The following is a 24,821-nucleotide window of genomic DNA, read 5'->3' on the forward strand; positions in this document are numbered from 1 at the left end:
CCCAAGAATTTGCCCAACCTCGACCAAGTCCTCGAAGCAGCCTGACCCCAGCCGCCGACGTCAGGCCCCGCCGTCGACCACCAGCTCGTCCTCGGCCTCGGCGACGGTCCCGTACACCCGCACGACGGTGTCCACCCCGGTCATGGCCAGCATCTGCTGCAGTGTCGCCGGCACGCAGGCCAGCACCAGCACGGCGCCAGCCCTCTTCGCCTGCTGCCGGGCCCACAGCAGCACATTCAACCCGGCCGAGTCGCAGAACATGAGCGCGGACAGCTCGAGCACCACACACCGCTGACCTCGGGCGATCTCCTCCAGGGGCCCAGTCCTTCCGGATCCACAGCAGGCCGTCCAGGTCGGCGCGGAGGATGGCGGCCAGGGGGTTGCAGCGGCGTGGGGTGCGTCGTGCTCCTGGTCCCAGGACTGTGGTCGTCGGGACACCGAGTGATGGCCGCGCTTCTCCTGGCCGTTCTTCTGGCAGCCTGCGTACTGAACAGCTTCCTGGCACACCGGCGGGAAGCCGAGCTGCACCGCATCCGGACCGTGCAGTCCACCGAGCTGGCCCGCTACCACGCCATGGACCCACGCGAGTTCGAGCACGCCGTCGCGTTCCTCTGCCAGCGCGACGGCTGCCACGGTGTCCAGGTAGTCGGCGGTGCCGGCGACCTTGGCGCGGACGTCACCGCGACCGCCCCGGACGGCCGGCGGATAGTGATTCAGTGCAAGCGGTATGGGCCGACCACCAAGGTCGGCTCACCGGATCTTCAGCGGTTCGGGGGTACCTGCTACAGCGTCCACGGCGCGCAGGTGGCCGCGGTCGTGACGACGAGCGTGTTCACGCAACCGGCCGTCACCTACGGAGTTCACCACGGCATCCGGCTCTTCGACAACGGGGCGCTCGCCGGGTGGGCATCCCGGACCGGTCCGGCTCCGTTGATGTGACTCCGCCCGCACCCGCTCGACACCCACAGGCAGACGATTTACGCACACCGCACCCTGGGGGGAACCCATGCGTCGCCGCACCACCATCATCACCGCCGCCGCGGTCGTCGCGGCAGGCCTCGGACTTGGTATCTGGCTCGCCCAGCCGTCCTACGACGACATGGTGAAGGACTGCCAGAAGGCGCTGAATCCGACGGCGACGAAGACCCACCGGCCCGGGGCGTGTGACGGGTTGAAGCAGGACGACTACGACACTCTCCTGATGGCCTGGACGCTGCAGCATGCGATCAAGGACATGCCCAAGGGGGAACGGGACGTGCTCGACTACTACGACGACGGCTCGATCAACGGCAGCCTCACCGACGAGCCGTAGACCGAACACGCTGCGGCCCCGCACCGGATCGTCCGGGCGGGGCCTTCGTCATGCGATGGGCTCCAGATGCTCCCCCAAGGGCTGAGAGAGGGTCAAGGTGGACCAGGGCGAGGAGGAGGCGGCCGAGCGCCGTGGCGTGGAGCATGGTGCGCGCGGCGCTGGCGATCCGACGGGTCACCCGGGCCGGGGAGTGGGCATTGGTGGAGCCGTTGCTGCCGTCTGAGAGGGTGGGGCCGAAGGGCGGACGTTGGGAGAAGCATCCGCGGCGGCGGATCGTGGACGCCATCTCCTACGTCGTGCGGACCGGGGGCGCCTGGCAGAGGCCGACGGCAGCTCCCCAGCCGCCGCTCGACAAGTACCGCCTGTCAATGCACTGACCTGGCAGCGCGCGGCTATTCGGCCAGGCTATCCGCGTGCCGGGCGGCACTCTTCACGGCCTGCTCCAGCTCGTACCGCTTCGTGTCCGTTGACCTGGCGTGCGCCGTTACGGCCGCCTCGGCGGCCTCGGACGCCTCATGTCAGAGCCCCCGCTGCTGCTCGTACTCCTCGCCGGTCAGGCCGGCCAGACGGGCCCGCTCCGCCTCAGCGCGAGGCTCCGACTCGATCAGGCTGACGGGGATCTCCACTTGCCCGATCGTAGGCCGGGCGCAAGGAGCCATCGCCTCGACCCGCGCGAGGGGGGCGCACGGGGCGCAGCTACGGTCGCCTCTCCTCGTGCCGGCCGCACCGGCCGGCAGTGGCACCCGGTCACCTCGACCGGCCTGCAGGGGCCGCCGCCACTCCCACATGGATGAGCCCAAAGCCCCCATCTGAGAGGCGTGACGTTGGCTGGGATGCGGGGTGATGAGGTGCGCGTGAGTCTGATTGCCATGTGGGAGCGCGGCGGATCGTCGTGTCCGCTGTCTAGGACAGCGATGCAGGTCCGACGGACGGCATGGATCGAGCGGCAGGAGGGCGGGCGGAGGTGTGGAAAGACTGAACGCGCGAAGCAACCGCCGGGGCGGCGCAGGGCAGGACGTGGAAGCCGTCCTCGACGAGCTGTACACCACGCCGCCGTCCGACTTCGTCGCTCGACGGGAGACGGCGGCCGCCGTCGCGAAGGCAGCCGGCCGGGTGGACGATGCCCGCCGGATCCATGCCGCCCGTCGCCCCACCCTCGCAGCCTGGGCGGCGAACCTTCTGCTGCGCTCCCAGCCGGAAGAGAGCCAGCAGTTCCTTCACCTGGGGCAGGCACTGCGGGAGGCTTACCGTGCGCTGGACGCCGACGGACTGAAGGATCTCTTCGCGCAGCGCCGCCGTGTCGTATCCGCCCTGTCCCGGCAGACCGCGCAGCTCGCCCGCGAGGCCGGACACCCGCTGTCGGAATCGGTTCAGCAAGACCTCGAAGCGACCCTGCGTGCGGTGCTCGCCAATCCGGACGCAGCCGACCAGTGGGCGGTCGGCCGCCTGGTCAACGCCCTACCCCACCATCAAACTTCCCGGGCACCGTACCGCCGGCCGAGAAGCCGGGCACCAAGAAAAGCGGACCTCAGCGCGCCGCGAAACGCAGCCGCGCCGAGCGCAGAGGCTGCCCGTCCCGCGGCCGCGGCAACGCCCTGCACACGGGCGCCGACAACTGGCCCGACCTCGACGCCCACGCCTGCGTGACCGTCACCGAGTGCCGATGGCGCGATCAGGGCCTGTGCGACTACCGCGAAACCAGCGAGCGGCGCGTGCCGCCATTGCCTCCAGGACCGGATCGGCGAAGTTGCTGACGGCTGGTTCCGTCCGCCCGTACGCACACGACCTGGCCAACTTGCTCGGCAGGCCCGCGGACGACCCGGGCCACGGTCGCCGGGTCCGTGGCACCTGCCAAGGCCAGGGACCCTCCACAGGTCAGGCCGATGGCGAAGGCGTCAGTACCCAAAGGACTCCAGCGTGCAGGCGCCGGATGCCAGGGCTTCCTGGCACAAGTCGTACACGGCGCCCTCCACGCAACTGCCGGACGCACTTCCGATGACAGCCCTGTCGACACCTACGGCCAGCGCTGAACCCGGTGACCGGGGAGCGCTCCCGTGGACCGCCACCACGGTCGCGACGGCGAAGGCCCGACCCTCCTCGTACCAACGGAGCAACTGGTCTCTCAGGTCCAGCACGGTGCTCCTTTCCCTGGTCGATGGTCCTGAGACGTGCAGACGCGTCTTCACATACGTTCCGCGGCCGCCTTGATCGCTTCCCGGATGCGGTTGTAGGTGCCGCAGCGGCAGATGTTGCGGATCTCGTCGAGGTCCGCGTCGGTGATCTCGTGGCCGGCCGCCCTGGCCTGCCTGACCTTGGCGACGGCGGCCATGATCTGTCCGGGCTGGCAGTAGCCGCACTGTGCCACGTCGTACTCGAGCCAGGCCTCCTGCATGGGGTGCAGGTCGGCGTCGACGGTGTCGGCGAGGCCCTCGATCGTGGTGATCTCGTCGTCCGGGCCGATGTCCTTGACCTCGACGGAGCAGGGGTTGAACGCCTTGCCGTTGACGTGGGACGTGCAGGCCTTGCAGACGTTGATGCCGCAGCCGTACTTCGGGCCGGTCACGCCGAGCACGTCCCGCAGGACCCACAGCAGCCGGACGCTGTCGTCGACGTCGACGGTGACGGGCTTGCCGTTGAGGATGAAGGTGTGGGTGCTCACGTGGGCTCCTCAGAACGTGTGGCTCAGGCCGTCGGACGGCGACTGGGGGACCGGCGGGACGAACGGCTTGACCTCGAAGTCGACCGTGCTGTGGTTGACCGGGAAACGCGTCGGGACCGTGCCGGTCGCCCGCGCGTAGGCACACGCGACCGCCGCCACGGACGCGGCCACGCCCGCCTCGCCGGCGCCGCCGGGCTGCTGCGAGTCGGAGGGCATCACGACGCACTGGAAGTCAGTGGGGACGTTCCACTGCCGGGTGTAGAAGTAATTGTCCCAGCTGGCCTCGAGGAAATGCCCGTTGCGCAGGTGCAGGCTGCTGGTTAGAGCGAGCGCAATGCCGTCCGAGACGCCGCCCATCATCTGGGCCTCGAGCCCCTTGGGGTTGATCACGAGTCCGGCGTCGACGGCGATGACCGCCTTTGTGACGCGTGGCCCGGTCGCACCGTTCGGCACCTTCCGGTTCACCGTCTGAGGGCGGCAGTCGATCTCGACGAGCACGGCGGTCGCGCCCTTGTACTCGCTGTGGATCGCGATGCCCTGGGCCGTTCCCGCGGGCATCGACCGGCCCCAGTCACCCACCTCGGCGACCTTCTTCAGCGCCGCCTTGACCCGCGCGTTCTTCAGGAACGCGAGCCGGAACTCGAGCGGGTCCTTGCCCATCTTCTTCGCGAGCTGGTCGACGACCAGCTCGTTCGCGCACGCCACGTCGGGGGAGTAGATGTTGCGCATGCTCCCGGTGTTGAACCGGGAGTCGGTCTCGCTGAGCAGTTGCGTGACGACACCGAAGTTGTACGGCAGCTCCTGGGTGAGCGTGAAGATCGTCTCCGAGAACGCCAGCCCGCCGAGCCCGGTGGGCAGCCGGTCCGCCGTCGCCGTGATCATCTCGCCGAGCCCGTGACTGAAGTCGGTCACCACACTCGTGTGCCGCTGCTCGAAGGTGAGCACCTGTCCGGCCAGATACGTGGCCCGGATCCGGGACGTGGCCATGGGGTGCACGCGGCCCTGCCGGGGCTCGTCCGCGCGGTGCCACATCAGCTTGACCGGCTTGCCCATGGCTTTGGAGATCTTCGCGGCCTCGATCGCGGCGTCGCCGAAGAGTTTGTGCCCGAACGAGCCGCCACCCGTTATGACGTTGACCGTTACTGCGGTCTGCGGCAGTCCGACGGCCTTGGCGATGTCGCCCTGCGCCACGATCGGTGACTTCAGGCCCGCCCACACCGTCGCCCGGTCGATGCGGACGTCGGCGATCGCGCAGTTCGGCTCCAGCGCCGCGCTGCTGCGGAACATGAATGTGAAGTCCGCCTCCACCGTCTTGGCGAGCAGCGGGATGTCCGGGACCGCCAGCGGCAGTTCGGCCTTCCGCAGCCGCGCTAGGATCGTCTCGTCGGACTCACCCTCCACCGAACCGGCCGCCCACTCCACTTGGAGCGCCCGCACCGCGTCGATGCACTGCCCGAACGTTATCGCGCGCACCGCGACCCCGGTGTCGACCACGGCCACGTCCGTGACCCCCGGCAGCGCGAGCACCTCCGCCTTGTTGCGCACCGACTTCGGCGACCCGTTCAGCGTCGGAGGCCGGCACACCATGGTCGGCAGCGCGTCCGGCACCTGCAGATCCATCGCGTACTTCTTCTGCCCGGTGACCGCGAGCCGCGCGTCGTCACGACCGTGCGGCTTGCCGATCACCGAGAACTCCGAGACCGGCTTGAGCTCGGCCTCGACCATCTTGACCGTGCTGCTCGCGGCTCTGACCGCCAGCTCCCCGTACGACACCGACGATCCGTCCGGCGCCGAGATCACCCCGGCCTTGGACTTCAACAGGCCCACGACCGAGCCGAGTTCGATCGCCGCGGCTTCGAGTAGCGCCTTGCGGGCAATCGCCGCGGCCACTCGCACCGGGGTGAACATCGACACCGTGGTGTTCGACCCGCCCGTCAGCTGGTTGAGCAGCAACTCCGGACGCGCCGGTGCGAGCGTCACCCGTACCTTGTCGACGGGCAGGTCGAGCTCCTCCGCGATGATCATCGCCGTGGAGGTGGTGATGCCCTGTCCGACCTCCATGCGCGGCAGCTCGAACGACGCCGTGCCGTCCTCGTGCAGCACGATCTTGATCAGTGCGGACGTCGGCCGCGCGGCGTCGGTCTGCATGTCCTCCAGGTCGTACAGCTCCGGGATCTGCGGCACGGAGGGCACCGCCGCGTGAGCGGGCGCGCCCAGCGGGAGTTCGGCGGCGACAGCCAGGGTGGCACCGACCAGCACATACCCCATGAACGTGCGGCGTCCGATCGGCGCGCGTTCACCGCGACCAGAGGTGCGGCTCCCCTGGGCAGGGATGTCGGTCATCGGGCCTTCCTTTCTGATCCGGTCGTCCGCTCTGCTGCCCAGGTGTCAGCCCTCATCGGCGAACGGAACGAGGGTTTCCGTATGCGGGCGGGTCAGAGACTAGGTCCGCAGCACGTCGTGGTCTAGTGGCCGAGCACCAGTGAACTGGGCCAGTGAACTGTGCAGGGACACAACAGGTCGCGATCGCTCGACGCTGATCGGCGAGCCACCTCAGTCAGAGTCCGCCAGCCGAATATCCCGCCTACCAAGGCCTCACAGAACGACGGTGCCGAGACGTGCGGCCTGCAGGGGGAACTACCGCTACTGAGGTTGAACTCGTGGTGTCGCAGAGGCTGACGGCTCGTCGGGCGTGCGGTATGGCCGGGGCATGCGGTATCCACAAGGGGGCGGGGTGACCGCCGAACGCCAGTAGTTTCGCGAGTTGGGCCTTGATCGAACCGGTCTTCACAGCCTGGCGAGCCGGCCGGACCGGCCCTGGCACGGTGGCCCGCGTCCACGACTTGCGGGAGATCGTGAACGCGATCCTCTACGTGAACCGCACCGGCATTCCGTGGGAGTCCTGCCGCACGACTTCCCGCCGTGTAAGACCGTCTACGACTACTACGCAAAGTGGGAATCGGACGGCACGACCCAGCAGGTCCACGACCTGTTACGCGACAAGGCCCGCCGATTCCACGGCCGCCGTGCGGAGCCGACCGCGGCCGTGATCAACGCGCAGAGCGTGAAGACCTCGGCAAACGTCGATCGGGATGGCGATGACCATGCCGACCCCAGGCGCGAGAACGGAAACGGCACTCAGCGCGGTGAAGACGGCCAGCCCGCCGACGAACACCTCATCGATGTAGTCCCCGAGGATGGCCTCTGCCGCACTGTCATTGAAACCGACTGCGTACGCCATGGCCAGCGGCATGAAAGCCGCCACGGCGACGGACATCAGCAGATAGCCGACGTTCTCCATGGCGGCCTGGGCGACCGGCACACCCCGCACCACCCGCTTCACCACCGATATCAGCCACTGCACCATCGTGAACACGGCGGCAAGCGCGAAGACGAGACCGTACAGGCGTAAGAAACCGGGGTTTCCCCAGTCGATTTCCATCATGACTAGTTCCCCTTGCCGTTCTTGGGGGAGGACGGCTTCTTGCCGGTGAGTTCTTCACCGAACGCGGAGAACATGCCCTTCGTTCCGGACCGCAGCTTCCCCTCCAGGTAGCCGAGCGGGTCGGTTGCGAAATCGACGGCTCCGCTCGCAGTGTCGACGACGGTGTCGGCCCCCGACTTGTCGTACAGCCACTTGCTCCCCTTATCCGCCGTATCACAGACCAACTTCCCGCCCGGCAGATTGCACGGGCTGAGCGAGCCGAGACCGCCGTCGGCCCGTGCCTTGGGGGCTGCCGGGCCGGCCACCACAAGGCAGGCAGCGAACAGGGCGGCGACCATCGGCTGCGCGATCCGCCGTACGACGTCAGCCTGCATAGCGCGGTGCCTCGAATTCCTGGGTGGCCAGGCGCATCTCGTCGGTGGACGACACCGACTGGTCGGCCGCGACCAGCGGAGTGGGACCGTCGGCCTGGTCGATCGTCGCGACCTTCCAGTCACCGTCCTGCCACTGCAAGATCAGCGTGTAGGTCGAGTAGGTACCGGAAACCGGCATCTTCGACTTGTCGGTGGGCACCCCGACGACCTCGCTCATCCACACCCGCACCGTGGCCGAGTCCTGAGAGAACGAGCGCACGCTCGTGCCGAGGGACGCGGCCCGCATGACCAGGTCGGGCGCGCTCTGCTCACTCACGCCGAGCGCCGCCAACAGACCCTTGACCGTCTGGTCGTCCTGCGCCTGCTGGCCGCCCAGCGCGGAGCGCGCCATCACCGTCTTCAGCACCTGGTGACGCAGCGCACGGTCGCTGAAGTACCCGGGCGAGGACCGGGCGACCTGGTAGTTGACCGCGGCCGCCGCGGCGCCGTCCTTGGTCCGCGGATACCCCACCGGGACACCGCTCTTGACGGCCCTCGCCTTCAGACCGGGGCCGCTGCCGCCGGCCTGGGAGGTGGGGGTGGAGTTGGCAGGCGTCTCGGCACCTTCCTTGCCCTCCTTGCCCGCGTTCCCACCGAACAGGGTCAGTGCCATCCCGAGGGCCAACACAATGCCGAAGACGATCGCGCCGATCTTCAACCGGCGCCACGGGAACGCCACCGCGGCTCCGGGGGGCTCCGACGCCTTGGCCGTCAGGGTCCGGGTTCCAGTCTGCTTCTGGTTGCCGGCCATCAGATTCCGAACCCGTAGACGATGCCGAAGAGAGTGGACATGGAGGCGACCGCGAACAGGCCGAGGAGGGAGCTGGCGACCATCGTCTGCCCCTTCTTCATCTCCATCGTGTTGTGCTGCTGACTCCCGACTCGGATATGAACCGCTCCAACAATGGCGCTTCAGAGCAGGAAGGGAACGGCGCCGGCCATAACCACGCCGACGATGATCTTCGCTTTGGTCCCGATGGCGCCAAAGACATTCCAGTCGGGCTTGATCCCGTTCGTGATGCCGTCAATACCGCCGTCTGCGGCGAACTGCATCACCTGTTGTGTTACCTGCACAAATCCCTCCCAGGCCGCGAAAGCCTGCCCCAGTCCGCGTGAAGGACCCGGACAACCGGTCGTCGACAGCAAGGCATTCACGCATTGCATCAAACGCCTCCAGTCGAATATGGAGAGGCGGCTTTAAACGCCTCTTCTGCAGATGCGTTGACGCACCCGCTATTCAATGCCCTAAAATCCAGCGCAAGTTGTCGCTTCCCTGCTGCTTTCACTCGGCGCAGACGCTAACCGTGCACCGCACGGCTACGTAACGGCGCATTCGCAGCCCTGGGACGCCTAGCTAGTCGGGCTCACCCCATGGCACGGGAAATGCGGTCTCCGTCCCTCGTGACGGGATGCGCATCGACGACAGAGGACCGAGATATGAGCAAAGCCATCGGCATCGCCGGGGGTGCGATAGCGGCGATGTGCGATGGAGCGCTCTGCCTGCCGCTGATGCTGGGCGTCGGCGAGTCGGATGACGGACCCAACTGGGAGGACTCCTGCACACCCGCGAACGCGGCGATGCAAGTGACCAGCAAGGATCAGGACATACCGGCTGCGGAGCCCGGGGGGCAGGTCACGGTGCCCCTGAACCCTCAGGGAAAGCAGCAGAGCGTCAACTGGACGCAGGAGCAGAAGCGCAACGCCTCGAAGATCACCGTCAGCACAGGCCAAACCGTCAAGGCCCGCCAACAGATCGGTCTTTCCGGCGCCACCGGCAACGTCACCGGCCCGCACCTGCACTTCGAAGCCCGCACCGGACCCGCCTACGGATCCGACATCGACCCCAGCGCCTATCTCCGCAGCCACGGCCTCTCGCTCTGACCCCTGAAGGAGGAGGGCCCGCAACACCACGCCGCGGGCCGCACACCATGAACACCGGCACCCGCTACCAGGTCCACATCAGCCGCGACGGCCAGCTCCACATCGACAGCGAACCGCAGGTCGTCCCCGACGGAGTCGACCCCTCCCACGTTGTCATCCAGATTCTCCACATCGAAGCAGCGGGCAGCGGCCTGCCGGTCCTCGTGCAGGTCCACGACGAACGCACCAGCTCGCGGTTCGACATGCAGGTCAGGCCCGACGGAACCACGCAGGCCCCGGGAACCCCGGCAGCTGCGGCTCCGCAGCCAGTGCCGGCCGCGCCTCCGCAGCAGCTGGGCAGTCTCTTCGACCGGCTCGCCGTCGCCCAGGCCGCCGGTCGCGCCCACGACTTCGACATGGCCATACCAGCCGCTGACGAGATCCTGCAGCAGCTCAGAGCTGAGCAGGGCCACACGGCGGCCGCGACGCTCGAGGCGGCACAGTTCCGCGGCGATCTGGCATACCTGAGCGGGGAATACGCCTTCGCTACCGCCTCCTGGACGTGGCTCGCCCTCGCTTGGTTCGACCGGCTCGGACCGGGCAAACGGCGTACCCAGGTGGCAGCGCAGAACGCCGCCCAGGCATGGATGCAACTGCCCCCGCACGAGGCAGGGGCTCTAGCTTCCGGACCTGGTCAACATGCTCCTGGAGGTGGCTGCCCCGGAGCGCACCGTAACCATGCGCGCACAGATCGCCGATCGACTCGGACAGCCGAGCACCTAGTCACAGCGCATACGCACCGGGTCTTGACAACCTGACAACATCAATGCGCTGCTACAGTCATCTGCGAGCATAACTACCTGACCAGCAATAGGGATTGACGGCAGAGGAGGCGGGATCATGCGGAGCCTGATGGTGTTCTTCCAGGACGTCTGCACCCTCGGCTTCGTCGTCATGCTGCTGGCCAGCGGGCTGTTGTATGTAGCTCACGACGGCCTGAGCATCGAGCCGGCACAGTCTGTTGGCCTGCTGGTCCTGTTTCTCGGTCTGCTTCTGGTCACCGAGCGCCAAACGACCGGGCGCTGGTGCAGGTGGTCCCGCCGGTAACGGCGGCCCTACCGTCCCGGGCCGAGGCCCCGCGCGAGCTGCCATCATGGGCACGGCGAAGACCCCGCCGGGGCGGGGTCTTCACTGTGCGGTCAGCCGCGGTGGCCGTGGCAGGGGTGTCAGGTCACGTCGACGTAGTCGCCGGCAGAGTTGCTGGCACCGGTGGTGGTGTTGCCGCTGTACCTCCAGCGCCAGGTGCCGTCCTGGGAGGCTGTCACGGTGGTCTTCAGGTGGCCGGTACTGCTGGCGGTGACCGTCTTGACGGTGGAGTAGCTGTTCGAACCGGCGGGCTTGAACTGCAGTTTCACCTGCCGGTCACCGTAGTTGTCGTAGCGGTGCCGACTCCAGTTGGCGCGCTGCACGGTGCCGGTGACGGTGATCTGCTTGCCCTTTGCGACGGGTTCGGGGGACGCGTTCGCGTTCTGGATACGCGAGGCACGCTGGAGGCGGACCGTCGCGGAGAGCAGGTCGGTGTCGTAACCGCCATTCTTCTTGATGCCCGTCCCGAGGGTCCTCCACGCCGCGGCGTCACTGTTGACGAGATGGTTGCCGTTCCCGCCCGGTATGTCGTCCGGGTCGATGGTCATCGTCTCGTCGCAGTGGCGGAAGGTGTAGCCCCCCGCGGAGGATGTCCTGCAGCTCCACCGAGTCGTGGAGATCGCAAGCAGGTACTTGGTGGACCCGTTGGTGCGGTACGCCTCGACCCACCAGTCGTCGAGCGACACGCTGCTCTTGACCGTATAGGTCAGCGGGGCCTCGACCTCGGCACTGAGACCGACGACGATGGGCTTGCCGTCGTTGAGGACGACGTTCGAGAACGAGATGTCGCCTTCGGCCGCGTGTGCCGCCGGCGCCGTGAGCCCCACGCCCACCAGCGCCATACCCCCGGCCACCGCCGCGGCCGCTACCCGCCGCACGATCGCCGGAATTCTCCGCTGCACAACAGCAGACTTTGCAGTGATCAATCCCCACCTGAGTCCAGTATGCGAGCGGCGGATCGACTGCCGCCGCCGGAACTCTAGATCATCCAGGGGCGGACATGCTCGGCTAGACCGCGCCCGGCCAGGCCCCACCGACCCCGGCTGTGACGCAGCTCCTGTCGCCCCCGGGGGAGGCCGCCGTACCGTTATCCGCACCTCCCCGCCCGGGCGCGCAGTGCCCGCGACCGGATCACCCACACCGGAACACCCAGGACAGGCGGGCATACGCACAGGACGGTCCACCATGCCCACCGCGCTCTCGCCCGTCATCGCCGCCTCCGCACGCTGGCTGCTGGCGGCCTTCCCCCCGGCCACCGGCCCGCTGAACCAGGCCCTGGCCGAAGCCCAGGCAGGCCATGCGGCCACCATCGCCGCCGCCCTGCGCTACCCCACCGCGCTGGACGCCGAACTGCTGGACCTGCTCGGCCCCGGCGGCTCCGGCCGGCTGGACTTCGTCACCGGCGCCGACGCACCCCCGCTGACGGACGCCACCCACGCCTGGCGCACCCAGGTCGACGAGACCGTCGTCAGCTGGGCGGCCTGCCTGCTGGCCGACGCCGACCTCGCCGCCCTGGCCGCCGCCTGCCTGGCCGCCACCCACCACGGCCCCGACAGTGTGGGCGACGCGCGCCGGCTGACCATCCCCAGCCCGCGCGACCACCGCGCGGCCCCCCTGCTGCGCCACCCGGACTTCCTCGGCCCGATCGCGGACCTCCACCGCGAGACCCTCCTCGGCCTCCTCGGCGCCGCCCCGGCCGTCACCGCCCCCGAACCCGGGTGACCACCGAGCCCGTACGACCACAGGCAGCCGGCCACCGTCGGGCCGCCGCGGCCCGTCGCGCTCAGGGCGCCTTGAACAGAGCCGGGAAACGCGGAGCGAGCCAGGGCTTGCGCCCCCGACCAGGATGCGGCCCTGAGCGAGGGGACCCCACTGGCCCCGGCGCCCGAGCGCCATCAGGAGAAACGTGACCGGCTCGATGAGAGAGGGCTTCACACGCTGAGTTCTTGTGGTAATCGTCCACCGCGGGGTCGTCCAGGAAGCCCTGGAGCAGCCTTGAGGCCGCCTCTTCGTGCCCGGCCAGCTCGCTCAGCCGCCCGGCGGCCTCGATGCGGACGTAGATCTCGTGAGCGGGGCTGGTGAAACTGCTGAGCAGGGTGACGCCCTCCTCTTCGTAGCCGTCCAGGCCGGCCAGCACACGGGCAGCAGCGCACCGGCACTTGTAGATGCGAGTGGGTTCGGTGGCGAGGGCTAGAAGCAGTTGGGCGGCCTGTTCAAGATGTCCGTCCAGGCCGGCCAGCGCTTGGGCGGCATCCACCGGCTTGCTCCAGTCCCACCTGTCCGGGGCGGGCTCGACTGCGAGAGCGGCGAGAAGTCGGGCTGCCGTTTCCGCATGGCCGTCCAATCCGGCCAGGTTCCGGGCCGCCAATGTGCGCTCGCCCAGGTGGTGCGAGGGGTCGGCCGCGGACGCGGCGAGGATGCCGGCGGCTTTGCTTTGGTAGCCGTTGATCTCCGCCAATTCCACGACGGCCTGCACTCGGGGATACACGTGGTAGGCAGAGTTGCGGTAGGGGGTCTCCGAGGCGAGGGCAGCGAGCAGCGCGGCACCTTCCTCGCGATGCCCGTGGAGCCCGTGGAGATTGGCCAACAGTCGAGCCGCCTCTCGACGGCAATCCTCGTCCCACCATGTGCCGTCTGCAGCAAGGGCGGCAAGGGCGCGGCCCAGGGCACGCACCGAGGCGGGATGTGGGAATTGCTCGATGACGGCTGCGACGTCCAGGCAGTCCCTCGACCGGATTGGTTCACCAAGTGCCTCCAACGCTTTGCTTGTGGCGGCTGCGATGTCGTCACCCGGAGTGAGAAGCCGGTCGAGGAGGAAGCCGAAGTAGGACTGTCTGCTCAATACCCACACCCACAGAGGCTCGCCGGTGGACGTTTCCTCGCCAAGGAGAAGGCTGTGCAGCAGGGGGGCACGCGCAGTGGCGTCGCGGGTGGCATGACGTGCGGCGTGGTACTCAAGGAGCGTCTGATGAAGGAGGTTGAGGTCGCCCGAGTGCTGGGTGAGCAAGCCGGTGGGACGCAGGAGATCGCCGAGGAAGGCGTTCCAGAGATGTTCTTTGACCGTGGCGGGACGTCGGGCTGGTAGCAGGGACGCCAACAGTTCAACCGTCGCTGTGCTGTTGCCGTTGATCCTCTCGTGGGCGAGATGGTCGATCAGTTCGGGCAGATGACCGCGTACATGGTGGGCGGATTCCTCGGCAGCCTGTACGTCCCTGAGGATCTGGTGGCGGCTCTTGAGTGCGCGGATTGCCTGGTCCTGGATAGCGGCGATGCGCTTGTGAGTGTTCTGTTCGTAGATCAGCTCGACGAACGCCTGATAGATGTCTGTGCGGCCCGACAGCAGGAGGCGGCTGGGGTTCGCCACGTACAACTGGCAGAGCATGGTAGCCATCAGGGGCGTACGGGCCAGCACGTCGAGCTGTGACCGGCTTAGTGCAGCGGCGAAATCTGTGGCGTGACGTTCTGGTTCGCCGAGGTCACTGAACCATGCCTTGGCGTACTCGTGCAGATTGTGAGGGGTGAAGGGGTGGAGTTCGAAGCGCGGTACACCCGGGCCCAGGACGCGGAGATCCTCTGCCGGCAAGGGGCGGCTGGCGACGAGGAACTCGTATAGCGTCGGCTCGGTTGCGGCGGCTGTTGCGAGGGTCTCCAGCACCCTGATGCGCTCCTTGTCGGGGAGCTCGTCGAGACCGTCGACCATCACGAGCCACGACACCCCGGGACGCGGCTGATGGCGGAAGAACTCCGCTGTCAGCTCGTCCAGCAGGCCGAACTGTGCCGTCCGGTGGTCGTGGCACTGGCCAGTGCGGCAGGTAGCGGGGCCGTACCGGTGAGGGTAATGGCATTCACCAGGACGGGGACTGTCCGTCCCGCTTCCTCGCTGAGCCACCGGTCGGCCGAGTCGGCTATGTGGACGCGCAGCAGGCTGGACTTGCCACCACCGGGCCCTGCCAGGAGCAGGCGGAGACCGCAGCTCGGTTCGAAGACCCCACTGGTAGGGATCGTGGGGCCCGAGCAAACGGCCGCCGCTTCGCCGCCGTCGCTCTCCAGGCGTTGTGCCCGCTGGCGTACATAGGCCTCGGTCAGCAATGGCAGGCCCGTATCCCCGAGGAGGCTGGGGTAGGGTTGCTTGGCGGCTGCCTGCCGGACAGCCCTAAGGTAGCGGCCCAATGGGCGCGAATCCACCGCCACAGCTGGTGCCTTGCGGGTGTCACGGGCCAGCTTATGATCGCTTTCAGCCTGCAACTGCTCAACTTTGTCAGTGAGTTGGTATTCACGTAGCTGCCGGGGCCTGGTGACGCCCAACGCGCGGTAGTACACCGCCATGACATGGTCTCGCACCGGCTTGGTCAGCGGATCACCGGCGAGCTCCCCCACCAGGTCCAGGAGCGCCGCCACCACGGGGCGGTCAGGAACTCGTTGCCCGTTGCCGATCCTGCTGAGGGTCGTTTCGCTGAACCCCGACCCTCGCCGTCGAAGCCGTTGACTGATTTCGGCGTAGCCCAGACCGCGCTCCTTCATCGGCTCGAAGAACTGCACTCGCATGATCTCGGCGAACGCGAATGGTGCTCACAGGTACGTGCCCATCCACTCGTCAGTACAAGATGCGCCACGAGGGGTAGCGGCGGACAGTTAGCCGCTGAACGCGGCGTGAGACACCTGGGCGGGGCCGAGCCTCAGCACCGCGTGGCGCGGTGGCCGGGGGCGGGGCGGGCATCGGGCAGGGACACGCCGCACGGCGCCGAACCGGAACCTGACGCACTGGTCACCCGCGCCGACCGACTTGTGCAGAACGTCAAAGTGCGACCCGCGGGTTTGTACACATACGGCTCATGACGAGGCTCCGGGAGAATCCCCTACTCTGACCTCATACGTCAGGCACTCCTGAACTCGTGGGCGAACGACAGCAGTTGGAAATCCCCTGGACCCTGAAAACGGCGTGTCAGGATGCCCGCACGGCGGCTGTCCAGCCCCATACGTCCCACGATCCGACGCCACGACGCAGCACATCGGTCGCGCCTGCTCGCCCGGAATCCTCACCGGACGCCGACGGGCAGGCCCCGATCCTCGGAAGGCCGGGCAATGACACTGCACATGGACGGCACAGCAGTCCTGATCCTGCTGGTCGCGACGGCGGCGGCGGTGGCCGTGTACCGCCTCAGGGACCAGGCCACGACGGGCGGCGGCCCGCATGCACGCGATCTCGTGAGTGCGATCTGCGTCTGGGGGACGGTGGTCGCCGCGTTGGTGGCCCTGTTCGCGTTCTCACCCCCGGCGCCGACGGACGGCGACTCACGGGCGCCGACGCAGACCACGTCCTCCGCCCCGTGAGTTCCGCAGGCCCGCTCGCCGGGGAACCACTGGCTCGTACGCGGCGGTGGCACTCGACCCTGACGCCCATATCATCCTTGAATGACCGACACAGCCGGAGCATTCGCTGTCGCTGCTCTCAGCTTGGCCGTGTCTACGGTGTCCCTCAGTTGGCAAGTCGCTAGCCACTTCTTGAACGGCGCCCGGGTGCGCTGCGAACTGTCGATCGCGATCCATGACGATGGAGATCCTGTCCCGTCCATCGTCTCGGAGGTTGTCGATCGCACTACAACGGACCTTCAACGCATCCAGGGCTCAGAGTTCGAATCGCACGTGCACGACGCATTCAGTGTGGTCGTACGCAACACTGGGCGTGCACCCGTGAGATTACACGTGCCATGCATATCCGACAGACGTCACTCCTACTGGGGCGGTGCGCCCGCTCGCGTACGAGCGGTCGACTTCACGATGCACGGGAGCGTCTGCCGTCTGGAGCCTGGCGAGGCGAAGACATGGCTATTGCCCATGTGGGAGATCATCGACACGATCCGCGCTTCTCATCCCGGTGAACCTCTGACCTGCCGGGCCGCAGTCCTCCTCGGAACCGGACGCTGGGTGAAAGGCAGCGGCGCCAACTCATGGCATGTCCCGGCAGGGATGACAAGCCTGAGAGGCTAGACGTGCGCTTGCGCTTGAAGTCCAGCCCGGTGCCGGAGCTGTTCCGCCGACATCCAACGCTGACATCAACGACCCCGAACGGCGGCGCACACAGCAGCCACGTGTGGCATCGGTACACGAGGCGGGCCCCGACCAGGCCGAGGGGAGATCGAACTCCTAAAGCGGGTCGCAGGTTCGAATCCTGCCGGGGGCACCAGCCAAAAGGCCCCGGACCGATCACGGTCCGGGGCCCACACGGGCGATGGGGCTCGTCGTCGAGTCAGCGAAGCATGGTAGCGCCGAAGCGAGGCGCACCAGAGGTGGAGATGCCTTCGGAGGCCGCTCCGAAGCTGACTGCGTCCACGGCCAGGACGGCCAGCGAGCACGCACTGCGGTCGGAATCGAGCGGATCGTAGATCTCGGCCAGTCGCGGGTGTCTATGCGGCCGAAGTTATGCGGAGGACGCGGAAGGGGCGCCCTCCCCAACAGCGGAAGTGCACCCTCAGGGCGGTCAGCGGTGGTCGTCGCGGTGGTGGCCCCAGCGGCCGTGGCCCCAGCGGTCGTCGCGGTGGTGGCCCCAGCGGCCGTCCCGGTCGTCGCGGTGGTGGCCCCAGCGGCCGTCGCGGTTGTGGCCCCAGCGGCCGTCCCGGTAGCCGCGCCTATGGTCGTCACCGTGGTCGTGGCCACGGTCGTGCGTGGCACGAGATTCCACCGAAGGCGCGGCGGCGGCGCTGGCGCCAGTGGCGCCGCCTACCAGGATGGCGGCCGCGACGCCCAGCGCGGCGGCAAAACGGGAAACCCGCATTCCATGCTCCTTTCACGGCAGGTGCCTAATGCGCCTGCCTGGGTCGGACATATTCATATTGACGTCCGCAAGGCACCGTTAAGTCCGACTCGCCGTCAAGGACACCTCATGTATCGAAAAATCACTGAACCGGGAACCGGCGCTTGGCGCGTCGGCGTCACACGCGCGCGTACGGGTGGCTCCCGCGCGCGTACGAGTGCCTCCCCTGTCCACCAGGGTCAACTTGCACCTCACGATCCCGCCGAGCTCGCGCTCTCTACGACCCACCTCTCCGCGAGTACCTCCACCAGTAGCAAGCCAAAGCAGCGATGGAGAAGCGGCGCTGGGAGCGTCCCCTCACCCGGATGACGGGTGTGCTTCCGCGCCGGGCCCAGGTCCGTGCGGTGGGCGGCGTCATCGAGAAGCCTGCTTCGTCTTCGAAGCACAGCCAGGCCCAGAGCGCCGCCACGGACGCCGACGTGCACGCCCGCCGCACGGACGACGGCACCGACCTGCACCCTGGCCTGAACGTCGCCGCGTTCGCCGAGGAGACGGTGGTGTCCGGGGCCTGCGTGCTGCCCGTCCCTGACGGCGTCCCGCTCACCGACGCCGCCCTGCTCGGCTGCGCGGTGCTCACCGGCTACGGTGCCGTCCACCGCAGCGCGCGGGTCCGGCCCGGGGAGACGGTCGCCGTGCTCGGCGTCGGGGGAGTGGGTCTCGCGTGCCCTGCAGTCGGCACGCATCGCGGGCACGTCGACACTCGTCGCGATCGACGTCTCGCCTCGGAAGGAGGACCTGGCGCGGGCCGCCGGGGCCACCGATTACCTCGTCGCCTCGGACACCACCGCCGGCGAGATCCGCGCCCTCACCGGCAAGCAGGGCGTGGACGTGGCCGTCGAGTGCGTCGGCCGGGCGAGTTCGATCCGCACCGCCTGGGACTCCACAGGGCGCGGTGGCCGCACCACCGTCGTCGGCATCGGGGGCAAGGACCAGGAGGTCACCTTCAACGCCCTGGAGATTTTCTACTGGGGCCGGACCCTCTCCGGCTGCGTCTACGGCAACTCCGATCCGGCGCGGGATCTGCCGGTGCTGGCGGAGCACATCCGGGCGGGCCGCCTCGACCTGGGCGCGCTGGTGACGGAGCGCATCGCCCTGGATGGCAAGGGAGGACGGGCCCTGGTGGTCTTCTAGGGCCCGTCGGGGTACTGGCCCCGGCCCGCCGAGCACCTCGGCCTCCCCGCGAGGCCGGGGCCCGAGTCATGCCGCGCCCCTGTGGACGCACAGCCCCGCGCCCTGTGCAGGTAAAACTCACGGCGCTCAACCCGTTGACGTACATACCGTCCGGTCAGTACGTTCCCCGGAACCCGGGCCACCGTTTCACCGTTCCCTCTGATTCGTCCTGTTCCGTCTGTTCCGTCCCCGCACCCATCGGAGCGCGCACCGCATGGACACCGCACCTTCCGCCCAGCCGCTCACCTCCACCACTCCCGCGGCCCCCAACCGCCGCCGGGTCGCCACGGCAGCCGCCCTGGCCTCGGCCGTCGAGTGGTACGACTACTTCGTCTTCGGTATCGCCGCGGCCCTGGTCCTCGGCGATCTGTACTTCCCGGCCGGGAGCCCCACCGCCGGGGTCCTCGCGTCCTTCGCCACCTTCGCCGTCGGCTTCCTCGCCCGTCCGCTCGGCGGCATTGTCGCCGGTCAGCTCGGCGACAAGCGCGGCCGCAAGCCCATACTGGTGCTCGCGCTCACCCTGATGGGCGTGGCCACCATCGGCATCGGCCTGCTCCCGACGTACGAGACGATCGGGGTCGCCGCCCCGATCCTGCTCGTCCTGCTCCGCATCGTGCAGGGCGTCGCCGTCGGCGCGCAGTGGGGCGGCGCGATGCTGCTGGCCACCGAGTACGCCCCCGAGGGCAAGCGCGGCGTCTACGGCAGCGTCGTCCAGCTCGGCGTCCCCATCGGCGTGGTGACCGCCAACAGCGTGTTCCTGCTGGCCGGCGCCTTCACCTCGGACAGCGCGTTCGCCTCCTGGGGCTGGCGCGTGCCCTTCCTGGTCGGGTTGCTCGTGCTCGCCCTCGCCTGGTACATCCACACCCGGGTGGAGGAGACCCCGGAGTTCCGGGAGGCCGAGCGGGCGCTGGCCGAGAAGGAGAAGGGCGAGAAGAACTCACCCCTGCGCACCATCCTGCGCGGTCACCTCGGCACCGTGCTGCTGGCCGGCGGCTCCTTCGCGGTGAACACCGCGACGTTCTACATCATCATCACCGGCGTCCTGGACTACACGACCCGTGAACTGGGCATGGACAAGGGCGCTGTCCTCACCGTCTCCCTGTGCGTCAGCCTCACCCAGCTGGTGCTGATCCCCGCCTCCGCCGCCCTGTCCGACCGGCTCGGCCGGATCAGGATCTACGCGATCGGCGCGGTCGGCATCGCGCTGTGGGCCGTGCCGATGTTCCTGCTGATCGACACCGGGTCGCTGCTGTGGCTCGCGGTCAGCACGTTCGTCGCGAGCTGCTTCCTCAGCATCATGTACGGCCCCCAGGCGGCGCTGTTCGCCGAGCTGTTCACCCCGGAAATGCGCTACACCGGAGCCTCCCTCGGCTACCAGATCGCCGCTGTCGCCGGCGGCGGGCTGGCACCGTTCGTCATGGTGCTGCTGCTGGAGGCGACGGGCACCTCGATGGCCGTCTCCGGCTACATCATCGGGCTGTCGCTGATCGCCCTGGTCTCCATCAAGGTCCTCGCGGACCGGGCCCGCTCACACTGAGCCGGGCGTCCGGCCGGGCCGCGGTTCCCCTGCCTCCGTCTGCTCCGGAGCCGGGACCGCGGCCGTCCGGGCCGTCGCCCCCGACCGGGCCCGGGACCGCGACACCGCCACACCCGCCAGGCACAGGGCGCCGCCCACCAGCGTGAGCGGTCCCGGCACCTCGCCGAGCGCCAGCCACGACATCAGCACGACCAGCGCGGGCACCGCGTAGGTGGTCGCGCCCATCCGGCCGGCGGTCGTCCGGGCCAGCGCGTAGGCCCACGTGGTGAAGGCCACCGCGGTCGGGAAGACGCCCAGGTAGAGCATGTTGAGCGTGGCGGACATCGGCGCCCGGGCGACCTCTTCGGCGAGCTGACCGGAGAACGGCAGACACGCCGCCGCCCCGACCAGACACCCGTACGTCGTCACCTGCAGCGGGCTCGCCGAACCCAGCGCCGGCTTCTGCGCGACGACACCGCCCGCGTACGCCACGGCCGCGAGCACGCACAGCACCACCCCGAGCACCGAGGACCCCCCCCTCGCCGGACATCGACAGGCCCACGTCCGCGATGACCCGGTCGGGCCTGCACCGAGGTCGGCCCAGGCCGGTGCGGGGAACACGGATCCGTTCCAGCAGAGGGCGCGCGCAGACACCGTCGTGGCGTTGGCCGGGGGTCACCAGGATCGCGACGGGCGGCCCTTGCCGTCGCAGGCGAGGTGGATCTTGGTGGTCAGTCCGCCTCGGGATCGACCGAGGGCGTGATCGTCCGGTTCGTCCTACTGATGCCGCCCCCTTTTCGTCCGGTGGCGGCGGCGTGCTGGTGGGCGCGGACGATGGTGGAGTCGGTCTGGACCAGCCAGTCGATGTCGCCGGCCGCGTCGGTGTGGGCTTGGATCTGCTGCAGGGCTTTGGGGTGAACACCCCGTCAAGAACGTAGCGGCGGAAGCGGGTGTACACGGTTTTCCACGGCCCGTAGCGTTCGGGCAGGTCACGCCAGGAGATGCCGGTGCGGATCTTGTAGACCATCCCGTTGATGACTTGGCGGTCCTCCACGCGAGGGCGCCCCGTCGCGGCCCGGGGCATCAGCGGAGCGAGTAACTCCCACTCCTGGTCAATGAGTTCATGACGACGCACCACGGCACCATGATCCACCACCCCGACGATCTTTGAAGACGGACCCTAGTACTCCAGCAGGATTTCGCTGTCTGACCTGCGGGTTTCGCCGGGTCGGCTGGAGTACTAGGCGACCCCAGGGAAGCGGCTCCGCCCCGCATGGAGGATGATGCGCGGCGGAGGGGATTCGAATGCGTTCAAAAATGCGGGGACCTCGGTCGCACCAGCTCTCACCCTCACCGTCATCGGGTCTCGCCGACCTCCTGCCGAAGGCCCCTCGCGCAAGCTCAGTTCCCGCCGGGTGGGACGTATGACAAGCATTCCTCGCCCATTGAACTCACCCCTTGGACCGCACCCCGGATTCGGCTTGTTGGCCGGTAAGTCACGACGCAGCCTGCCTGGAGTCCACCGTCCTCATCCGAACGGCAGCCGACCATGGCCGCGCCCGGCAGCACCACCACAGTCACCTGGGCCGAACGAATGGAACCGGGACCTGTGGCGGCCGACCGAGGTGCTGGCCGCTTTCCAGCAGGTGGGGTTCAACCCTTCGCTGAGCAAGGTCGCCGCACTGTGGGGCGGCACCCCGGTCACGGTGCGGCTGGACGACTGATGTGTGCGGCATTGGACTGCACCGTCTCGGATCTGCTCCAGGCCGAACCGCTCGCTGGCGCCCAGCCGACAGGGGAGGCCGGCGACGTGGCCGTGGGTGCCGAGGATCAGCCGCCGGGGCCGGTGCCGCGCGGCCCTCGCCGTGGCGGGCCGCGCTCGCTGCCGCCGAGCTGAGGAATCGGAGATGGCGAACGAGGTTGGCAGCGCCCGCAGTTGCGAGATGTGCTTGAGTTGGGGTGCCGGTAAGAACGCTGTCACCAGCCGCAAACGGCGGTGATCAGTCCTCTGGCCCGGCGGGTCGGGGCAGTTCCGCCGTGTTGGTCGACTCGGCGAGCGCGAGACGGCCGCCCTTCAGTTCGGGCAGGTAGTTGTAGATGGTGTTGCGGGAGACGCCGAGGAGTTTCGCGATCGAGGTGACGGTGTTCTCCGGGCGGGCGAGCAGGTCGCGTGCGTGGCGTACCTGTTCGTCGGTCAAGGCTGGCGGTCGGCCGAGGCGGGCACCTCGGGCGCGGGCGGCGTCCAGGCCCTCGTTGGTGCCCTGGACGATCAGTTCGCGGATGAACTCTGCCAGGGCCGCGAAGACGTGGAAGACCAGGCGTCCGCCGGGCGTGGTCGTGTCGAGCGCTTCGTGCAGCGAGGTGAAGCCGATGCCGCGCTTGCGCAGGCCGGACACGATCGCGATGAGGTCCTGGATGGAGCGGCCGAGTCGGTGCAGCGACGGGACGACGAGGGTGTCACCCTGGCGCAGGTAGTCGAGGGCCTTACGCAGTTCCTCGCGTTCGGCGTTCTTGCCGGACTTCTTGTCGGCGAAGATCCGGATGCATCCGGCTTCGGTGAGTGCGTGGATCTGCCGATCGAGCAGCTGCCCCTTGGTGGACACGCGTGCGTATCCCACGAGGCCGCCGGTCCGTACGGCTGGAACTGGGGCGAGGAGATCGGCGGTGTCGTCGTCCTGGAGTGGTTGCACCCGCCAGATCGTACAGAAAACGGTGCTCCTTGACTTCTTGCGCACATCGATTTCCTGACACCGTTTTATGGGCACGATCCGGCGCCGATCCCGTTGTGCGCCGCCGCTTGCCGGTCTTGCTCATCAAACGGTCGTTTCCTGGCCGTGTGGCGAGGTGGAGTGGGTTCGGGATGGGCACTCGAAAGCGGATGGACGGCCTGCCATCAAAGTGCAAATATATGCCGCATGGCGCATGATCATGCATTGACTCAAGATTCTGACCCTGTGGCGTGGCCGATAGGCTTCCGGGCCTACACAGGGCACGGCGGACTGCGCGAGTACGGCGACGACATCTCCATCGTCGCGTCGGACAGGCCGGCCACCAGCGCCGCGATGTTCACCCAGAGCCTCCTCGCGGGTCCGGCCGTAGTCCTCAGTCGTGCTCATGCCTTGGGACAGAACCTGCGTGCCGTGACGACGCTGGCGCAGAACGCGAACGTCGCCACCGGGCGCCGGGGTGAGGAGAACGCTGCGGAGGTCGTCCGCCGCGTCGCCGGGATTCTGGGCATCCCGGCGGACGAGGTGCTCATCGGCTCCACCGGCGTCATCGGACGCCCGCTGCCGATGGGCACCATCCGTACGCACTTCGACGAGGCCGCCAAGCGCGGCCTCGCGGCGTTCGTGGCCGGACCGCTGAATGTGGCACGCGCAATGATGACCACCGACACCCGCCCGAAGACCGCCGTACGGACCGTCGGGCAGGCCCGCATCGTGGGCGTCGCCAAGGGTGTCGGCATGCTGGAACCCAATATGGCCACGATGCTGGCCTACGTGTTCACCGACGCGGACCTGTCCCCGGCCGACCTGGACAGCGCATTGCGCGAAGCGGTGAATCGCACGTTCAATTGTCTGAGCGTCGACACCGACACCTCCACCTCCGACACGGTGGCGGTCATCGCCAACGGCGCCGCAGGACCAGTCGATCCGGCGGAGTTCTCCGAAGCCCTCGCCGACCTCTGCCTGGATCTCACCCGGCAGATGGCCAGTGACGGCGAAGGCGCCACCAAGCTCCTGCGCGTCACGGTTGCCCAGGCCGGCGACTACGGACAGGCAAAACGCATCGCCAAGAGCGTAGTGAACTCCCCGCTGGTCAAGACCGCCGTCCACGGCGCCGACCCCAACTGGGGTCGAGTACTGATGGCCATCGGCAAGAACACCGACGACACCGACATCGCGCCGGGCAACGTCACCGTGGGATTCGGCGACATCGAGGTGTACCCCGAAGAGCCCGAGGCCGACACCCTCGACAAACTCGTCGGCATCATGCGCCAGGACGAGGTCGACATCGTCATCACGCTCGGCATCGGGGAGGCCGAAGCCACGGTCTACGGCTGCGACCTGTCCGCCGGCTACATCCGCATCAACGCGGACTACACGACATGACCGGGCTCGACCGCAGCAACGGATCCCCTACCGTTCTCGTGATTCCCCAGTGGCAAGGGTCGGCTGCACATAATCCTCAACGGCTGGCTAAGGGCGCGTACCAGCTGAGCGCACTGCTCCCCGCAGCTCGACGCACTGTCGTCGAAATCGACCCCCGCCCCGGACAGGACCTGGACGGCGTACGCCACCTCGATGCGCTGACCCGCTCGCTGGAAGCAACCAGGGCCGCGCTGGGCCGGAGTGGCGATGACACACTGCTTTCTGTGGGCGGCGACTGCGGCATCGAGCTCGCGCCTGTCGCCCGCGCCGTCGCTCGCCATGGCGACAGCCTGGCAGTTGTCTGGTTCGACGCCCACGCGGACCTCAACACCCCCGAC

At 68.4% G+C, this 24,821-nt stretch carries 22 protein-coding genes and 10 pseudogenes; 15 read left to right on the forward strand and 17 right to left on the reverse strand.

The window, feature by feature from the left end; translation table 11 throughout:
* Window positions 1-60 precede the first annotated feature (60 nt).
* Complete coding sequence (locus tag ABZ478_RS34690) at window positions 61-633, reverse strand: STAS domain-containing protein (protein WP_359555967.1); 573 nt, start codon at window positions 631-633, stop codon at window positions 61-63.
* On the opposite strand from ABZ478_RS34690, the pseudogene ABZ478_RS34695 reads away from it, so the two are divergent.
* The 4 genes and pseudogenes from ABZ478_RS34695 to ABZ478_RS34710 form a co-directional block, all read left to right on the forward strand.
* Window positions 565-939, forward strand: a pseudogene (locus ABZ478_RS34695) (restriction endonuclease); the annotation flags it as partial. The gene ABZ478_RS34690 and the pseudogene ABZ478_RS34695 overlap by 69 nt on opposite strands.
* Before the next feature lie 67 nt (window positions 940-1,006).
* Window positions 1,007-1,312 (forward strand): hypothetical protein, encoded by a 306-nt coding sequence (locus ABZ478_RS34700; RefSeq protein ID WP_359555969.1) that lies wholly within the window; start codon window positions 1,007-1,009, stop codon window positions 1,310-1,312.
* A 143-nt stretch (window positions 1,313-1,455) separates the two neighbouring features.
* Window positions 1,456-1,620 (forward strand): annotated as a pseudogene (locus ABZ478_RS34705) (transposase); the annotation flags it as partial.
* A 658-nt stretch (window positions 1,621-2,278) separates the two neighbouring features.
* On the forward strand, window positions 2,279-2,959 hold the full coding sequence (locus ABZ478_RS34710) for a hypothetical protein (protein WP_359555971.1): 681 nt from the start codon (window positions 2,279-2,281) through the stop codon (window positions 2,957-2,959).
* A gap of 112 nt (window positions 2,960-3,071) precedes the next feature.
* Here ABZ478_RS34710 and ABZ478_RS34715 read toward each other — a convergent pair.
* The 3 genes and pseudogenes from ABZ478_RS34715 to ABZ478_RS34725 all read right to left on the reverse strand — a co-directional run.
* A pseudogene (locus ABZ478_RS34715) lies at window positions 3,072-3,447 on the reverse strand (XdhC family protein); the annotation flags it as partial.
* A gap of 47 nt (window positions 3,448-3,494) precedes the next feature.
* Entirely contained in the window at window positions 3,495-3,971 is a 477-nt protein-coding gene (locus tag ABZ478_RS34720) for a (2Fe-2S)-binding protein (RefSeq protein ID WP_359555973.1), read from the reverse strand.
* Between the two features lie 9 nt (window positions 3,972-3,980).
* Window positions 3,981-6,314: a molybdopterin cofactor-binding domain-containing protein gene (locus ABZ478_RS34725; RefSeq protein ID WP_359555976.1), complete on the reverse strand. Its 2,334-nt coding sequence runs from the start codon at window positions 6,312-6,314 to the stop codon at window positions 3,981-3,983.
* A gap of 428 nt (window positions 6,315-6,742) precedes the next feature.
* On the opposite strand from ABZ478_RS34725, the gene ABZ478_RS34730 reads away from it, so the two are divergent.
* On the forward strand, window positions 6,743-7,021 hold the full coding sequence (locus tag ABZ478_RS34730; RefSeq protein ID WP_359555978.1) for a transposase: 279 nt from the start codon (window positions 6,743-6,745) through the stop codon (window positions 7,019-7,021).
* Here ABZ478_RS34730 and ABZ478_RS34735 read toward each other — a convergent pair.
* The 4 genes from ABZ478_RS34735 to ABZ478_RS34750 form a co-directional block, all read right to left on the reverse strand.
* Entirely contained in the window at window positions 6,964-7,416 is a 453-nt protein-coding gene (locus tag ABZ478_RS34735) for a hypothetical protein (protein WP_359555980.1), read from the reverse strand. The two genes, ABZ478_RS34730 and ABZ478_RS34735, sit on opposite strands and share 58 nt — an antisense overlap.
* A gap of 2 nt (window positions 7,417-7,418) precedes the next feature.
* Entirely contained in the window at window positions 7,419-7,790 is a 372-nt protein-coding gene (locus tag ABZ478_RS34740; protein ID WP_359555981.1) for a hypothetical protein, read from the reverse strand.
* Entirely contained in the window at window positions 7,780-8,580 is an 801-nt protein-coding gene (locus tag ABZ478_RS34745; protein WP_359555984.1) for a hypothetical protein, read from the reverse strand. The genes ABZ478_RS34740 and ABZ478_RS34745 overlap by 11 nt, the downstream gene beginning before the upstream one ends.
* 161 nt (window positions 8,581-8,741) lie before the next feature.
* A complete protein-coding gene (locus tag ABZ478_RS34750) occupies window positions 8,742-8,984 on the reverse strand; it encodes a hypothetical protein (RefSeq protein ID WP_359555986.1) in 243 nt (80 codons plus the stop codon).
* Window positions 8,985-9,527: 543 nt separating this feature from the next.
* On the opposite strand from ABZ478_RS34750, the pseudogene ABZ478_RS34755 reads away from it, so the two are divergent.
* The 3 genes and pseudogenes from ABZ478_RS34755 to ABZ478_RS34765 form a co-directional block, all read left to right on the forward strand.
* A pseudogene (locus ABZ478_RS34755) lies at window positions 9,528-9,710 on the forward strand (M23 family metallopeptidase); the annotation flags it as partial.
* A 47-nt stretch (window positions 9,711-9,757) separates the two neighbouring features.
* A complete protein-coding gene (locus ABZ478_RS34760; protein WP_359555987.1) occupies window positions 9,758-10,507 on the forward strand; it encodes a hypothetical protein in 750 nt (249 codons plus the stop codon).
* An 82-nt stretch (window positions 10,508-10,589) separates the two neighbouring features.
* On the forward strand, window positions 10,590-10,796 hold the full coding sequence (locus tag ABZ478_RS34765; protein WP_359555989.1) for a hypothetical protein: 207 nt from the start codon (window positions 10,590-10,592) through the stop codon (window positions 10,794-10,796).
* A gap of 119 nt (window positions 10,797-10,915) precedes the next feature.
* On the opposite strand, the gene ABZ478_RS34770 is transcribed toward ABZ478_RS34765, so the two are convergent.
* Window positions 10,916-11,737, reverse strand: a complete 822-nt coding sequence (locus tag ABZ478_RS34770) for a hypothetical protein (RefSeq protein ID WP_359555991.1) — start codon at window positions 11,735-11,737, stop codon at window positions 10,916-10,918.
* 283 nt (window positions 11,738-12,020) lie between these two features.
* Between ABZ478_RS34770 and ABZ478_RS34775 the strand changes: the two genes are divergently transcribed.
* The gene (locus ABZ478_RS34775; RefSeq protein WP_020937384.1) at window positions 12,021-12,557 is read left to right on the forward strand and encodes a hypothetical protein; all 537 of its coding nucleotides are present in this window, start codon (window positions 12,021-12,023) and stop codon (window positions 12,555-12,557) included.
* A 61-nt stretch (window positions 12,558-12,618) separates the two neighbouring features.
* Here ABZ478_RS34775 and ABZ478_RS34780 read toward each other — a convergent pair whose 3' ends face one another.
* Both ABZ478_RS34780 and ABZ478_RS34785 read right to left on the reverse strand, forming a co-directional pair.
* Complete coding sequence (locus tag ABZ478_RS34780; RefSeq protein WP_359555993.1) at window positions 12,619-14,538, reverse strand: hypothetical protein; 1,920 nt, start codon at window positions 14,536-14,538, stop codon at window positions 12,619-12,621.
* A 47-nt stretch (window positions 14,539-14,585) separates the two neighbouring features.
* Complete coding sequence (locus ABZ478_RS34785; RefSeq protein WP_359555996.1) at window positions 14,586-15,374, reverse strand: hypothetical protein; 789 nt, start codon at window positions 15,372-15,374, stop codon at window positions 14,586-14,588.
* Window positions 15,375-15,929: 555 nt separating this feature from the next.
* On the opposite strand from ABZ478_RS34785, the gene ABZ478_RS34790 reads away from it, so the two are divergent.
* Window positions 15,930-16,166, forward strand: coding sequence for a hypothetical protein (locus ABZ478_RS34790; protein ID WP_359555999.1), 237 nt, complete (start codon window positions 15,930-15,932; stop codon window positions 16,164-16,166).
* A gap of 1,147 nt (window positions 16,167-17,313) precedes the next feature.
* On the opposite strand, the gene ABZ478_RS34795 is transcribed toward ABZ478_RS34790, so the two are convergent.
* Together ABZ478_RS34795 and ABZ478_RS34800 are read right to left on the reverse strand one after the other, a co-directional pair.
* Window positions 17,314-17,607 carry a hypothetical protein gene (locus ABZ478_RS34795; RefSeq protein ID WP_359556000.1) on the reverse strand — a complete coding sequence of 98 codons (294 nt, stop codon included), beginning with the start codon at window positions 17,605-17,607 and terminating at the stop codon, window positions 17,314-17,316.
* Between the two features lie 289 nt (window positions 17,608-17,896).
* Window positions 17,897-18,055 (reverse strand): annotated as a pseudogene (locus ABZ478_RS34800) (IS630 family transposase); the annotation flags it as partial.
* A gap of 4 nt (window positions 18,056-18,059) precedes the next feature.
* Here ABZ478_RS34800 and ABZ478_RS34805 point away from each other — a divergent pair.
* Window positions 18,060-18,744, forward strand: a pseudogene (locus ABZ478_RS34805) (zinc-binding dehydrogenase); the annotation flags it as partial.
* A 286-nt stretch (window positions 18,745-19,030) separates the two neighbouring features.
* Complete coding sequence (locus ABZ478_RS34810) at window positions 19,031-20,353, forward strand: MFS transporter (RefSeq protein ID WP_359556002.1); 1,323 nt, start codon at window positions 19,031-19,033, stop codon at window positions 20,351-20,353.
* On the opposite strand, the pseudogene ABZ478_RS34815 reads toward ABZ478_RS34810, so the two are convergent.
* The 3 pseudogenes from ABZ478_RS34815 to ABZ478_RS34825 form a co-directional block, all read right to left on the reverse strand.
* Window positions 20,345-21,080: pseudogene (locus ABZ478_RS34815) on the reverse strand (EamA family transporter). The gene ABZ478_RS34810 and the pseudogene ABZ478_RS34815 sit on opposite strands and share 9 nt — an antisense overlap.
* Window positions 21,017-21,168, reverse strand: a pseudogene (locus ABZ478_RS34820) (IS5/IS1182 family transposase); the annotation flags it as partial. The pseudogenes ABZ478_RS34820 and ABZ478_RS34815, both read right to left, overlap by 64 nt.
* A gap of 92 nt (window positions 21,169-21,260) precedes the next feature.
* A pseudogene (locus tag ABZ478_RS34825) lies at window positions 21,261-21,488 on the reverse strand (transposase); the annotation flags it as partial.
* 451 nt (window positions 21,489-21,939) lie between these two features.
* Here ABZ478_RS34825 and ABZ478_RS34830 point away from each other — a divergent pair.
* Window positions 21,940-22,229, forward strand: a pseudogene (locus ABZ478_RS34830) (helix-turn-helix transcriptional regulator).
* Between the two features lie 103 nt (window positions 22,230-22,332).
* Here ABZ478_RS34830 and ABZ478_RS34835 read toward each other — a convergent pair.
* Window positions 22,333-23,022 (reverse strand): recombinase family protein, encoded by a 690-nt coding sequence (locus ABZ478_RS34835; RefSeq protein WP_359556004.1) that lies wholly within the window; start codon window positions 23,020-23,022, stop codon window positions 22,333-22,335.
* Window positions 23,023-23,247: 225 nt separating this feature from the next.
* Here ABZ478_RS34835 and argJ point away from each other — a divergent pair, with 225 nt between their 5' ends.
* Together argJ and ABZ478_RS34845 are read left to right on the forward strand one after the other, a co-directional pair.
* Window positions 23,248-24,444, forward strand: coding sequence for a bifunctional glutamate N-acetyltransferase/amino-acid acetyltransferase ArgJ (argJ, locus tag ABZ478_RS34840; protein ID WP_359556017.1), 1,197 nt, complete (start codon window positions 23,248-23,250; stop codon window positions 24,442-24,444).
* On the forward strand, window positions 24,441-24,821 hold a 381-nt coding region (locus ABZ478_RS34845), incomplete at its 3' end, for an arginase family protein (RefSeq protein WP_359556006.1). The genes argJ and ABZ478_RS34845, both read left to right, overlap by 4 nt.

Source organism: Streptomyces sp. NPDC005706 (assembly GCF_040631045.1).
GTDB lineage: Bacteria > Actinomycetota > Actinomycetes > Streptomycetales > Streptomycetaceae > Streptomyces.